Here is a 13,269-nt window from a genome sequence, read left to right as displayed (position 1 = left end):
GACTCTTCTAGAAGCGGTATGTGAGGTCGACGATCAGGCGCAAATCGCTTTCGCGCTCACCGTCATAAGGTCGGCTGATCCAGCTGAGGTTGGCGCCGGTTTCCAGTACGTCGTTCCAGCGAAAACGCTGGCCGTAACCGATCAAGCCGACGCCACCAGTGGAATAATCCCGCTGGCTGTAAGTGCCCGCTCCGACTTGGAACTGCTGACTCCACTGGGTCTCGTAGCGGTGATAGAGCACGTGGTTGACGTTCACCGTGGGCAGCACGCTGAAGTCCGAGCGCGGGTTGAAATACGGCGCGCCTTGCTTGCTGTTGCGGCTGGTGCCGACTTCAAGGCCCAGGTCCACTTGCACACCCGGCGAGCTGTAGACGCCTTCGCGCCCGGTCAGCAGGGCTTCGACGCGGTTGTTGCCGTCGCTGAAATGGGACGGGCTCAGGGCCAGTTTCCATTCGCGGCTTTCGTTGGCGCGCCAGCGGATAAAACCGCTGCCGCCGTTGGCGGTGATGTCGGCATTCAATGCCCGCAGCGGGGTGGCGGCGGCGAGGTAGTCGAGGCTGCCGCCGTATTGCCAGTGGTCATTGATATCCCGTGCAATCGCCAGCCGGGCGCCTTGCTTGGAACCAAAGCCGTAGGAGTGATTGGAGACTTCAGCTTCGAGGGTCATGTCACGGGTGCGCCGCTCCACGCCCAGGCGCTGCCAACGGTGCTGGCCGGTGCCTTCCTCGAAGTCGGCGGTGGCGTAGCCGACGCCGCCGAACAGGCGCCAATCCTCATCGATAGGCGGGCTGTAGAGCAGGGTTTCGATGCCGAAGTCGCGGCTGCCGACGACCGTGCCGCCGTTACTTTTGCCGGTGTAGGCCTCGACCCGCAGCTCGGCCATGTCGTGAACCTCACGCAGGCGCTTGAGGCGCTGCACCTGGCGGTTGTCCGGAGCGCGGGCGACCACATCATCGGTCAGCGCATCGAGCTGGCGCCACTCCTGCAAATCCAGGGCGGTGTGACCTTGGGAGACCTGCAGGCCGATGTCACACGGGGCCTGGTTTTCGGTTTCCTTGAGGGCGTTTTCGGCGCGCCGTGGCCAGTCGCGGGCGCGGTACATATCGGCCTGGGCCAGGCGCAGGCCGATGTTGCCAGGGGCTTGTTTCACCAACGCCTCCAGGCCTTTTTCACTGGCTGGCAGGTCGGCGCCATAGGTGCCAGCCTGGGCCGCCAGTTGTTGGGCGTCCATCCAGGCGTCGTTGGGATTGCCGGTGGGCAGGCCCTTGAGTTCTACCCGTGGTTTTTGCGCGCTCGCGAGATTGTCGGCGACGGTGCGGGCTTCGTTGACCTGATCGTTTTCCAGCAGGGCGTAGAACAGTGCAGTGCTGTCTTCAACGTGATCGCCAGCATCCGCGTCCTTGGCCGCGAGGGCCTGACGGTACAGCGGCGCAGCTTTTTCCGGCTGGCGTTGGTCGAGGTAGGCGGCGGCGACCCAGCGCAGGGCGTAGGTGGGCAATTGCACGCCCTCACTGGTGAGGGTCTGGTAGTCGTAGATCAATTCGGCCGTGCGTGCGCGGGCCTTGAGGGCGCCCAGGCGGTCGATGCGCCAGCGCACCACGTCGTCATGGGCGCTGGGGTCCGGGGTCCAGGTGGCGAGCAGTTGGTCGTAATCCTTGAGGGCGCGGTCGGCGATGACATAGCGCTCTTTTTCGCTGCGGGACGCGAACTCGGCCAGGCGTACGCGCTCGGCGGCTAGGTCACCTTCCAGGCGGCGTTGGGTGACGGGGTCGAGCAACCCGGGGTGCCGGGCGGCAAGGCGCAGGGCGGGTTCCGGCAGGCGGGCGCGTTGCAGGGCGACGAGGTATTCACCAATGACTTCGGGCCGGTTGCCGGCGCGGATGAAGGCTTGGTCGAACTCGAACAGCGCATCAAAAGGTGAGCCTGCGCGGGACAAGGCGTAACCGAGGGCCAGGCGCCGGTCCACGTCCGCAGGTTTGGCGGCCACCAGGGCTCGGGCGCGCTCCACGGCTTCGGCGGTTTGACCTGCATCGGCGAGGGTCAAGGCCAGGCCCAACTGAAGGTCTGGGTTGTTCGGTTCGCGCACCAGCGCTTGGCGATAGACTGCAATCGCCGGGGCCCAACGTTGCTGGTTGCGGTAGGTACGGGCGACGGTGGCGAGCGCTTGGGTGGTCAGGTTGCGATTGCGCCCCTGGGCCTCGTAGACCGTCAGCACTTCGGCGTCCTGACGCGCCCAACTGGCAATCAGCAGGTGATCGCTGACCTGCCCCGGCGTCTGGCGTTCGGCGGGCAATTGGCGCAGCAGGTTGAGGGCGGGCGTGTAGTTACCCGAGCGGGCCTGATGAATCAGGGCGTCATAGGCCGCATCGGCCGACGCCACGACAGGCCATAGCAGCTGGCTGCACAGGGCAACCCGGATAAACAGGCGCAATCGGCTTGGGATAGAGGGGTGAGCATTACGCGACATGTCGTCAGCTTCCTTACCAAGGAAAGCTGTAGCGATAAATTCACCTGTACAACACGCATCAGGCGACCGGTATCTGATGACCCGGCCAAGCTTTCCTGGGGCGCAATATCCATGAGGGGGGGTATAAAAAGGTCAATTCAGAACAATTGTTCAGAATTTTCCTACAAGAATTTACCACCCTGTGGCGAGCGGGCTCACCACAGGGGCTTTTTCAGTTTTACTGAGCGCCGCTTACCGCCCCGACCTTGCTCATCACAAAACCAATGAACTCCTCGACGGTCATTTTCTGGCCATTGAGGGTCACTTCATTGTTGGCGTAGTGCAGCTTGGAGACGAGGTCGTTACCTTCAAGGGTCGCCAATTGGGTACCGACGGCCATGCCGCTGACCATCTCGCTGGCCATTTGGGATTGCTGCTCGATGGCTTTCGGATCAGTCACACCACCGACCTGCGCTTGCAGTGCGGCGACATCAGCGATCATCGGTTTGGACAGCGTCAGGTTAGTGTCCAGAACCGCAATGATCTGCTTGGCCAGTTCAACCGGCGGCAGTTCCATGGTCGACGGCTTGGTCAGGTCCACCAGCAGGTTGAAGCGACTTTCGCCATGGACGGTCTTCAGGGACAGGTTTTCCAGGGCCACTTGCGGCTTGGCGGCCAGCAGTTTGTCGACATTGGCCTGGGCCAGCACTTGTTCGGCTTCGTTCAGCTGCAACTCAGGAGCAGGCTGCCCGGCAGCGGCAGCGGCTTGCACCGGCTGCATCTTGGCCTGGTAGAGCTGGGTCAGCACCATCATGGCCGGAACATCGACGTTTTTCATGCTCACGGCCATGGCAGCCGAACCCACGGGTTTACCCTGGTAAACGATCTCGTCGATCTTGTAGTCCACGCGCCCGGCCATGTTGTTGTCCTGGACGTCGCTGGTGTCTTTTTGCTCGAAACCCTTCAAGGTCAGCATCAATTGCTGCGGGCCAAAGGTGAGTTGGGTGTTGGTCAGCTCAATCGTATTTTGCCCGGTGAAGAAGCCAAACGAGCTGCGGGACAGATTGCTGGCCAGGGTCAGGCCACTCAGCTCGGCTTTGAACGGCGCGCCGTTTGGATCGATCAGCGAGAGCTTGAGGTTGTCCATGTAACCGTTGACCTTGATCTTCTCACCCTTGGCTGTGTTGAAAAAATCCAGGTTCAGGCCGGAGAAGTTGACGCTGGAGGTGTCATCCTTGAATTCCAGGGGCAGCAGTTCCAGGTTGCCGTCCACCGAACGATTGAAGGCGATATTGGCGGTGGCTTTGAGCGGCGACACGTCTTTGGTGGCGGCGAACCATTTCTCGGTGGTGGGGTTTTTCTCAAGTGCCAGGTGGCTGGTTGCCAGGACCGGCAGCCATTTGAGGGTCAGCAGGCGGGAGAGCGGCAGCGGGCCGTGTTCGATGCGGTCGATAAACAGCAGTTCGGTGTCTTTATGGTCTTCACCGAACACCGAGCCCTGGGCCTTGAGGCGGAAATGGCCGGTGCTGCTGAACCAGCCACGGTCCAGGGACAGCATTTCAATGGTCACGGTGCCATCAACCCCAACCATGGAGCGCTGCATTTCCTTGTTGGCGTCCTCGATCGAGGTGTTCAGTACACCTTCCAGTTGATTGCCGGTGTACCAGGCGCCACCGGCACTGACTACGCCAACGGCGGCAACAAAACCCAAGAGAACGATTGCTGACTTATTCATGAAGAGACCTGATCAAATCCTGTGCGAAAGTGGGCTGTCTTCCCTGACCCCCTGCTGGGGTGTCGGCTCAAGCCCGCCGAAAAATCCGGTGAAAGATTAGCATAGGCTCCGTAGCAGCGGTCGGATGCAGCCTCGCTGCGCTCGACCACTGCTCCGGGAGAGGGCTCAGGAATATTCCAGCTCGATCTCGTCGAGTTGATGATCAAAACTCTTTAATCGCGCCGTCCAGGTGTACACCAGCACTTCAAACTCGCGATGGATCACCGCATTGCCCGGCGTATCGGACTTGGGATCGCAAAAATCCAGCTGATAACGCTCACGGGCCATGTCGGTGGCAACATCGGACAATTCTCGCGCGTTATTGAGCCAATGCCGTCCGTCGGCCACTTGCCGGTCCAGGGCCACACATTGTTTTTTCAGGGCTTCGAGGCTTTTTTCCAGGGGCGTGCCGGTGAGTTCGCCCATGACTTCCTGAAAGGTGCGCCCCGGTTGCCAGTAACTGCCCCAGAAATAGCGGTCAAACACCGTCTCGACACGGCGCAGGGCAACCTTGGTGTCCCAGATCGCCACCCGCGTCTTGCCTTGTTCGAGGAGTTTTTTCTTGGTTCGCTGGCCTTGGTAAGAAGCCCAGGCCACCACACCAATGGACAGCACGGCAATCAGCGCACAGGCACTGTCGAGGAACACCATGGCCTTGTCGATCTGATGGGCAAGCATGATGCCGTAGAAGTAAGTTGCCGAGAGCAGCACCAGTGCGAAGAACACGCACCAGAAAGCGGGAGCATAAGGGTTTTTCATTATTGGAATCCCCATGAGCAACGCGAGCAGTGATCAGCGGGGCCATCACGAAAGCCCAACTGATCAAAGCATAGCAACCGTCTCAGGGTTTGCCGGGTTCTGTGCCTTGCGTTCGTCCGCTTTCCCAGCCACCGCCTAGGGCCAGGAACAAATCGATCTGGCTCATGGCGACCTGGGTGTTGGCCTGGGCCAACTGGGCGCGCATGTCGGTGTAGGTGCGGGTGGCTTGCAGGTCTGCCAGGAACGACGCGCGGCCGGCCTGGAAGAAGCGGTGGGTCTGGTCGGCAGCCTGTTGCGCCGACTGTTCGGCATCGGCCAGGGCGTCGCGGCGCTCCAACTGAGCGGTGTATTGCGCCAGGCCGGTCTGGGTTTCGCGGATGGCGTTGAGCACCACCCCGTCGAAATGCGCCAGCGCGCCCTGGGTCGCCGCTTCGGCTTCGTGGATGCGCGCGCGGGAGCCGTTGGACGGCACCGTCCAGCTCAACAAAGGACCGAAGCCCCAGCGGTTGGCGGCTGGTTTGCCGAGGTTTTCCAGCAGGCCGACGGTGCCGATGGAGGCCCCAATGCTGATGTCCGGGTACAGCTCGCCGGTGGCGACACCGATGCCAGCGGTGGCAGCAGCCAGACGGCGTTCGGCCTGGCGCACATCGGGGCGACGCTTGAGCAACGTCGCGCCGTCGCCTACCGGTAGCAGTTGGGCGATGTGCGGCAGCTCGGCGCAATCGCGGGTGCCGGCAGGCAGTTGGTCGACAGGCTTGGCCAGCAGCATCGACAGGCGGAACAACCCAGCCTGGCGCAATGCTTCATAACGCGGCAGTTCGGCGCGCAGGGATTTGAATTGGGTTTGCGAACGGGTGACCTGGGTCTCATCACCACGGCCGGCGTCCCGCAGGCGTTGGGTCAGGCTCGTACTTTGTGCTTGCAGGTCGAGGGAATGCCGGGCGATTCCCAGCTCCTCATTAGCCGCGCAGACTTGGGTGTAGGAACGCACCACATCCGCTACCAAGGTAATACGGGCGGTATCGACGGCCGCCTGGGTCGCATCGGCATTGGCCTGGGCGCCTTCGATACCGCGCTGCAAAGTGCCGAACAGATCGAACTGATACGAGGTGGTAATGCCGACGTCACCGACGTTGGCCACTGGCACTTTATCCGCCAGCAAAAACGCTTCGCCGGATTCCTGCAAGCGCTGGGCACCCAGCTTGACGCCGCCGCTCCAGCCACCCGCAGACTGTGCCTCTTGCACCTGGAAACGCGCCCGTTGCAGGTTGGCTGCCGCGACGCGCAAGTCGGTGTTGGAGGCCATGGCCTGTTGCACCAGTTGATCCAGTCGCGAGTCCTGATAGAGCTTCCACCAATCGGCGGGCACCGGTGCCGAGACCACGCTGGCGCCCTGCCCGGCCATCTGCCCTTGCAGGTCACCACGGTTCACCGCGGCCTGATCCGGCAGTTGATAATCCGGCCCAACCACTTGGCAAGCCGACAGCAACAACCCCAGCCCAGCGGTTGCTAACAGCCGTTTCATGGTTTGTCTCCCGCATTGGGCTGGTCGTCGATGATCGACACCGTGGCCGTGCGCCCGGCGATCATGCGAAAGTTCGCCGGCACCTCGTCAAAGGCGATGCGCACCGGAATCCGCTGGGCCAGGCGCACCCAGCTAAATGCCGGGTTGACGTTGGGCAACAGGTTGGCGCCGCTGCTGCGGTCGCGGTCTTCGATGCCGGCGACGATGCTCTGCACATGGCCGCGCAGGCGGGCGCGGTCACCGACCACGCGGATGTCGACTTTCTGACCGACGTGAATGCCGTCCAGCTTGGTCTCTTCAAAATAACCGTCGATGTGGAAGGAGTTGCTGTCCACCACCGACAACACCGGGCGCCCGGCGGTGACGAACTCCTTGACTCGAGGTGCGCGGTCGTTGACGTAGCCATCCACGGGGCTGGTGATTACCGAGCGGTCGAGATTCAATTGAGCGCTGTCCACCGCCACTTGCCCTTCGGCAAGGGCCGATTGGGCGCGGGCCACGCGGGACTGGCTTTCCTCCAGTTGCTCGCTGGCCACCAGGTTGCCAAGGCCACGGTTACGTTTGTTTTCACGCTGGGCCTGGGCCAGGGTTTCCTGGCGGTCGGCCATGGCGGCCTGGGCTTGGCGCAAGGCTAACTTGAAGCGGTCCTGGTCGACGGAGAACAGCACCTGGCCGCGCACCACCCATTGGTTGTCGCGCACGTCCACTTGCTGGATCAGCCCGGAAACGTCCGGGGCGATCTGCACGATGTCGGCGCGGATGTGCCCGTCCCGCGTCCAGGGCGCGAACATGTAGTACATCACCATGCGCCACACCACGACGCAGGCGAAGGTCACCACCAATAACGTCAGGACCACACGGCCGATGGTCAAAAAAGGTTTTTTCATGTCATCAGGTATCGACTGAGTGAATCCACTGCGCCCAGTAACAGAGCGTAGAGACCCACATTGAACAATGCCCGGTGCCAGACCAGGCGATAGAAGTGGAAGCGCGTCAACAGCCCGTGCACCACCAGGTACAACACATACGTAATGCCCATCAGCACCAGCAGCGTGGGCAGGAACACCCCGCTGATATCCAGATCACCGATCATAAAGGCGCTCCATCAGGTAGCGGCGCGTCCATCTCGCCTGCGCTGACAAACTCCACGCCCGGCAACAGTGACAGGCGCAAACCGCTGAGAGCGTGGAGCAGGTGCAGGCGGGTCTCGTCTTCGCCTTGCAGGCCTTGCCCGTTAAGGGCGCGGCGGGTGCGGTCCAGGGTCATCAGCAGACCGCTGGGAGTCGGCAAGCGCTCACCGGCTTTCAGGCACGCCTTGAAATAGGCCCCGACGTCCTCCACCACCTGGTTGAGCAGCACCCGAGGCACGCCGAGGATTCTTGGCGAGTAGGCCTGCAAGTCCATCAGGCTCAGCGCCACGCCCAACTCGCGCAGGGCGATCCCGGTGTCTTGCCCGATGATGGCCAGGCGCGGCAGGTGTTGCATCAGCCGGTCGAGCATTTGCGCGCCCATGTGCCGATGTTCGGCCAGGGTTGCAGGCTTGGTGAGGCTGACGATGTCGCGCCAGCTGAAGCGGGTCAGGCGCTTGGCCGCCAACTCCGCGCCGAACGGGCGGGCGATCAGGGTCCAGAGGAAGGCGAACAACAAGCCCACGGGGCCGGCCAGGTTGGAATTGACGAAGCTTAGAAAATCCGCGTCGTAGGCGCCCTGAATGCTGATAAACGAGGACGTGTTGACGATGGTCAGCAGCATGCCCAGGTAAAAACGCGGCTGTACGGTCAGGGTCCCAACGCAGATAAACGGCACCGCGAAGGCCAGCACCAGCATCGGAAAATCATGCAGGTTGGGCAGGATCAGAAACAGGTAGAGGCTGGCGAACACCACCGAGAGCGCGGTCCAGAAAAAGAACTTGTAGATCTGCGGCGCCGGGTCGTCCATCGAGGCAAAGAAGCTGCACGCTACTGCCGCGAGAATCACCGCGCTGCCGCCGTCGGTCCAGCCCAACAGAATCCACAACACCGAGGCGACGATGATCGCGCTGACCGTGGAAAACGCCGAGTAGAACATCAGGCCTCGGTCGAGGAATGGCGTCAGCCGGCCCAGGCGCCAGTGGCGGTAGACGGCGCGCCAGGTGTCCAGGTTTCCGCACTGGATGGCCGCTTGCAGGCTGCGGCAGTCTTGCCACAAGTCGATCCATTCGCCAAGGCGATAGAGGGCGTTGGAGAACAGCAGTTGATAGCGGTCGTCCAGGGCATCGGCGTCGGGTTGCAGGGCTTCAAGTTGATCGCGCAGGACGCGCCAGCGTTCGACAGGCGCATCCTTTTTGGTGCTTTCCAGCCACTCGGTGGTGGCCGCCAACAGCGGCGCTAATTTTCCGACCAGCTCCGGGGTGCGGCGCTCCAGGGCATACAAGGCGTCATCCAAGGCCTCCACCACCGGCAGCAGGTGGATCATCCGCCCGCGCAGCTCTTTGGTGTTGCGCACCGTTTGCGGCCGCGCGCCCTCGTGGGGGAGTTGGCCGATCATTAATTCCAGGGTGTTGAAGGTGGCGACCATCCCGCCGCGCAACGTGCTGACCTCTTTGGGCTGCACGTTACGACTGAGAAAGCGCTGGCTGTAGACCTGCGCATCGGCAAACCATTTACTGACCGAATCATCAAACACCGGCGCCAGGCGCCGGGGCCAGAACATCGCGCCGACCACTGCCGCCACGGCGATACCGAGGAAGATTTCTTCAGCACGCGCCTCGGCCACGTCCCACACCGCCAAGGGGTTATCCACCACTGGCAGGGCGATCAGCGGCAAGGTGTAGCCGGCCAGCATCAGCGCGTAGCTGTTGGCGGTGCGCAGGTGCAAGGACAGGAACAACAAAATCCCGGTCCACAACGCAATGACCACCACCAGCAGGTAAGGCGTCTGCACAAACATCGGCACAAAAAACACCGCCGCCATCGCCCCGAGAAAGGTGCCGATGGCGCGGTACAACGCCTTGGAACTGGTGGGGCCGACAAAGGGACTTGAGACGATATACACGGTGGCCATCGCCCAATACGGACGCGGCATTTGCATGAGCATGGCGATGTACAGCGCGATCATCGAGGCGGCGAACGTTCTTACTCCATAGAACCAGTCTCGTGCCGGCGGCATGCCGGTAAAAAATCCGTTCAAGAAGGCACTACCGCAGGGTGCTGATGGGCGCCTTCAAAAGCGCGCAACACGCGCAAGGCGGCCTCCAGGTCTTGGGGAGCAATGTCCGCCAGCACTTCACGGCGCAGGCGTACCAGTTGCTCTTCCACCGCTTGCACCAGCTCACGGCCACGGGCGGTGAGGCTCAAGGCCTTGGCGCGGCGGTCGTGAATATCTTCGCTGCGGCACACAAAACCTGCGCTGCACAGCTGGTCCAGCAGGCGCACCAGGGATGGGCTTTCCATCCCTGACGCCTGAGCGACCTTGACCTGATGCACACCGTCGCCGAGACGGCCGATCATCAACAGCGGCACGGCGCAGGCTTCGGAAATGCCGAAGCTCACCAGCGTGGTCTGGCAGATTTTTCGCCAGTGCCTGGCACCCACCACCATGCTGCTGCTGATGTTCATGTGAAGTTGTTCGAGATTTGGGGGCACTTGATTGTTCGCATACAGTTAGTTTGCTAACTATCAATATGGTGGATGGATACGAGCCCGTCAAGTTTTGATACAAATTTGTGGATTTGGAGACGCAAGGTAAGTAGTGCTGCATTCCTACGCGTTCACGTCTCGGCTACGCCGCAACATCAAATTCAATTCATCCACCACCTCTGCCCAATCCGCATCATCCAAAATCTCATCCCGCAAGAACGCCTTCTGGCTGTCCGTCCAGAAAAACGCATCCGCTAGGTGCAGTTCGGGCTTGAGTGGAGAGTGGACGGCGATGAAACGCTCGATGCTGACCGGGTCATCGGGCAGGCCGAGTTGCTTGAACAAAGACGGCAAGCTGTGGACTGGGGATTGCATAGCGTGTTCCTGAGCAGGGGGTTCACTTGAGTCTAGCCTCACAGGCGAGCATAAGCCTGGCCCAGCTTAATCGCAGCCCTCCCGGTGAATCGCCTCCGGCACGTTACACAGCACAAACAGGCGCGCCCGAGCGCCGCCGCCGTCCTGCTGACTGAGCTGGCGCCAGCCTTCGGGCAGAGGGGCAAAGTCATCCGGCGCTTCATTGCTGCTGATCAACCACACGCGTCGAGTATCGGCAGGTATAGCCGACAAACGATCGAGGTAGATCCGCCCACCGTCCTGATCCACCAGGGTGCCAAAACCATAGGCATTGGGTCGCGTCGGCGTGCCATCGGCCTTGGGCGGTGTGTAGAGCTGCAACTGGGCATCGGTCTGGTCGTCTTGTTCCGCCACAGAGCGTCGCACCTCTATTTCCTCACCCACGGCCCTTCTCCAGGGCAAAACCCGCGCTTGCGCGAACACTCGCCACTCTAGGTCAAAAGACCTTGATTCGCCTGCCGTTTTGCCACCAATCGGACAAATCTGAATTCTTCGTAGGCCTGCACTGATGCCTTTGCAGGTTCGCGCTATCATTGCCGCCTTCCAAGGATTCAGGATCAAGGACATCTCATGCACATCGGTCTTCTGTCACCCCTGGCGCTGGTACTGCTCGCCGGCCTTGCCCTTCAGGCCCAGGCCAGCTCCGACGATTCGTGCTACCCGGACTGGCGGATTTCACGCAATAACCTGGATGTGTGCAGCAATCTGCCGTTCCTGAGTCCGGGCAATGACAGCCGGGTCAACCTGCGCCTGTTGTTGGCTGACAAGAAGACCGAGCCGCTGGTGCCCAATGCCTTGAGCGAAGATGCCTTGTCCCAGGGATTTGGCCAGGTGCCGTTCCCGCTGTACCGCCTCACGCTTTCTGCCGATGAGCCTGTGGATAAACCCGACAACTCGCGCACGGCCGAACTCGATGAGCTGCTCGCACCGCTGGGCATCAAGCGCGACGACTACAAGACGGCCGGCGAAGCCTTTATTGATGGCGAAGGCAGCCGCTGCCGCAGCAACAACGATGACAGCGCCACGGCGTTTATCCAGCAGGTGGTCAAGGCCGATATTCCGACTGCCGAACGTCAGGCACTGGTCAATGCACGCCTGAAATTGCTCACGACGTGCCGTTGGGAAGGCCAGGTCCTGCTCGATCCGCAACAGATCCAATCGGCCAATGGCCGCGAGTTACGCACGTACCTGCAAGCCGCCGCCGACTTTTACAGCGGCCGCTTTAGTGAAGCAGAACGAGGCTTTGCCGCCGCCTCCGCAACCTCCCTGCCGTGGCTTGAGGAGACCGCGCTGTACATGACCGCGCGCACCTCGCTGAACCAGGCCCAGGCAAATGCATTTGACGAATACGGCATGCCGCAACTTGAGCATGTGGATAAGTCCATCCTGGAAGATGCCGAAGAAGGCTTCAGTAATTACCTGAAAACTTATCCACAGGGCGAATACATAGCCTCCGCTCGTGGCCTGCTGCGTCGAGTGCATTGGCTGGCGGGCGAGCCGGACAAACTGGCAGACGACTTTGCCTGGCAACTGACCCAGGCCACTGACGCTCAGCGCAACGTATCCGTGGATGCGCTGGTGGAAGAAGCCGACACCAAGCTGTTGATGAGCAACGCCAACACCGTAAAAAACCCGATGCTGCTGGCGATCAACGACCTGATGTGGATGCGTGCCTACAACCCGCCACGGCTGACCCGTGAAACCCTTGAAGCGCAAAAAACCGTGTTTGCCAACGAGCCTGCGCTGTACGACTACGTGCAAGCCGCGTTTGCCCTTTACGTCGAACATCAACCCGGCAACGCCTTGAAGCTGTTGCCACAAGACGTGCCGTCAAGCCCGGATTACTTCGCCTTCAGCCAGCAGACCCTGCGCGGCCTGGCGCTGGAGGCCAAAGAGGATTGGAAAGCCGCCCAGACGCTTTGGCTGCAACTGCTGCCGCTCGCCAAGCAACCCTTGCAGCGTGACCAGTTGGAGCTGGCCCTGGCCATGAACTATGAGCGCAGCGGCCAATTGGCCAAGGTGTTCGCTGCCGACTCGCCGATCAGCACCAAGCAGGTGCGCTATATTCTGCTGCGCAACGTCGCCGGCCCCGAGTTGCTGCGCCAACAGATCGCCCAGGCCAGCGACCCGCTGGAGCGTCAGACTGCGCAATTCGTGCTGCTCTACAAAGACCTGCTGCGCAGCCAGTTCGCCACCTTCGCCGAAGACTTGAAACAGCTACCGGCCTCGGCACCCGAAGACAAGATCGGCACCAGCCTGGGCTATGTCTACAGCGGCGGCCAGTCGCTCAAGTTGTTCCACTGGAACGGCGACAAGGCTGAATCAGGCTATGCCTGCCCGAGCATCGCGCAAACCGCCAGCACCTTGCAGAGCGATCCGAAAAACCCACAAAGCCTGAACTGCTTCGGTGAATTCATCCTGCGCAACGGCCTGGACGGCATGCCTCTGGAACAGGCGCGCTCAGCCGGCAGCTTGGGCAGCACCGCGTCGGACTTCAAAGGCGAAACCTTTTCTCGGCTCGATGGCTACAAACAAGTGATCGGCAACGCCAAGGCGCCACGCGACGACAAGGCCTACGCGCTGTTTCGCGCCCTCAACTGCTACGCCCCTGCCGGCTACAACAGCTGCGGTGGCGAAGACGTCGACAAGGCGGTGCGCAAGGGCTGGTTCCGCCAGCTGAAAACCGGCTTCGCCGATACTCAGTGGGGCAAGTCGCTGCAGTACTACTGGTAAG

General features: G+C 61.5%; 10 protein-coding genes and 1 pseudogene. 1 reads left to right on the top strand and 10 read right to left on the bottom strand.

The window, feature by feature from the left end; genetic code table 11:
• Positions 1 to 7: 7 nt before the first annotated feature.
• From pgaA to ACZRKZ_RS24160, 10 genes and pseudogenes are all read right to left on the bottom strand, one after another.
• On the bottom strand, positions 8 to 2,467 hold the full coding sequence (gene pgaA / locus ACZRKZ_RS24205; protein WP_463982976.1) for a poly-beta-1,6 N-acetyl-D-glucosamine export porin PgaA: 2,460 nt from the start codon (positions 2,465 to 2,467) through the stop codon (positions 8 to 10).
• A gap of 217 nt (positions 2,468 to 2,684) precedes the next feature.
• Positions 2,685 to 4,181 carry a YdgA family protein gene (locus tag ACZRKZ_RS24200; protein ID WP_463982975.1) on the bottom strand — a complete coding sequence of 499 codons (1,497 nt, stop codon included), beginning with the start codon at positions 4,179 to 4,181 and terminating at the stop codon, positions 2,685 to 2,687.
• 165 nt (positions 4,182 to 4,346) lie between these two features.
• Complete coding sequence (locus ACZRKZ_RS24195) at positions 4,347 to 4,979, bottom strand: NADH:ubiquinone oxidoreductase subunit N (RefSeq protein WP_133103608.1); 633 nt, start codon at positions 4,977 to 4,979, stop codon at positions 4,347 to 4,349.
• 82 nt (positions 4,980 to 5,061) lie between these two features.
• On the bottom strand, positions 5,062 to 6,504 hold the full coding sequence (locus ACZRKZ_RS24190; RefSeq protein WP_463982974.1) for an efflux transporter outer membrane subunit: 1,443 nt from the start codon (positions 6,502 to 6,504) through the stop codon (positions 5,062 to 5,064).
• Positions 6,501 to 7,391: an efflux RND transporter periplasmic adaptor subunit gene (locus ACZRKZ_RS24185; protein WP_463982973.1), complete on the bottom strand. Its 891-nt coding sequence runs from the start codon at positions 7,389 to 7,391 to the stop codon at positions 6,501 to 6,503. Before ACZRKZ_RS24185 ends, ACZRKZ_RS24190 begins: the two co-directional genes overlap by 4 nt.
• Positions 7,388 to 7,597 (bottom strand): DUF1656 domain-containing protein, encoded by a 210-nt coding sequence (locus ACZRKZ_RS24180; RefSeq protein ID WP_149414255.1) that lies wholly within the window; start codon positions 7,595 to 7,597, stop codon positions 7,388 to 7,390. The genes ACZRKZ_RS24185 and ACZRKZ_RS24180 overlap by 4 nt, the downstream gene beginning before the upstream one ends.
• A complete protein-coding gene (locus ACZRKZ_RS24175) occupies positions 7,594 to 9,672 on the bottom strand; it encodes an FUSC family protein (protein WP_463970612.1) in 2,079 nt (692 codons plus the stop codon). The genes ACZRKZ_RS24180 and ACZRKZ_RS24175 overlap by 4 nt, the downstream gene beginning before the upstream one ends.
• Complete coding sequence (locus ACZRKZ_RS24170) at positions 9,669 to 10,100, bottom strand: MarR family winged helix-turn-helix transcriptional regulator (protein ID WP_149414257.1); 432 nt, start codon at positions 10,098 to 10,100, stop codon at positions 9,669 to 9,671. Before ACZRKZ_RS24170 ends, ACZRKZ_RS24175 begins: the two co-directional genes overlap by 4 nt.
• A gap of 144 nt (positions 10,101 to 10,244) precedes the next feature.
• Complete coding sequence (locus tag ACZRKZ_RS24165; protein WP_463982972.1) at positions 10,245 to 10,496, bottom strand: DUF2789 domain-containing protein; 252 nt, start codon at positions 10,494 to 10,496, stop codon at positions 10,245 to 10,247.
• Between the two features lie 66 nt (positions 10,497 to 10,562).
• Positions 10,563 to 10,874: pseudogene (locus ACZRKZ_RS24160) on the bottom strand (glycosyltransferase family 39 protein); the annotation flags it as partial.
• Between the two features lie 231 nt (positions 10,875 to 11,105).
• Between ACZRKZ_RS24160 and ACZRKZ_RS24155 the strand changes: the two are divergent.
• A complete protein-coding gene (locus tag ACZRKZ_RS24155; protein ID WP_463982971.1) occupies positions 11,106 to 13,268 on the top strand; it encodes a PA5441 family protein in 2,163 nt (720 codons plus the stop codon).
• Position 13,269 lies beyond the last annotated feature (1 nt).

This window comes from Pseudomonas sp. c313, from assembly GCF_055407145.1.
Note: the sequence above shows the minus strand (reverse complement) of the source record. Positions and strands in the feature narration are given on the sequence as shown.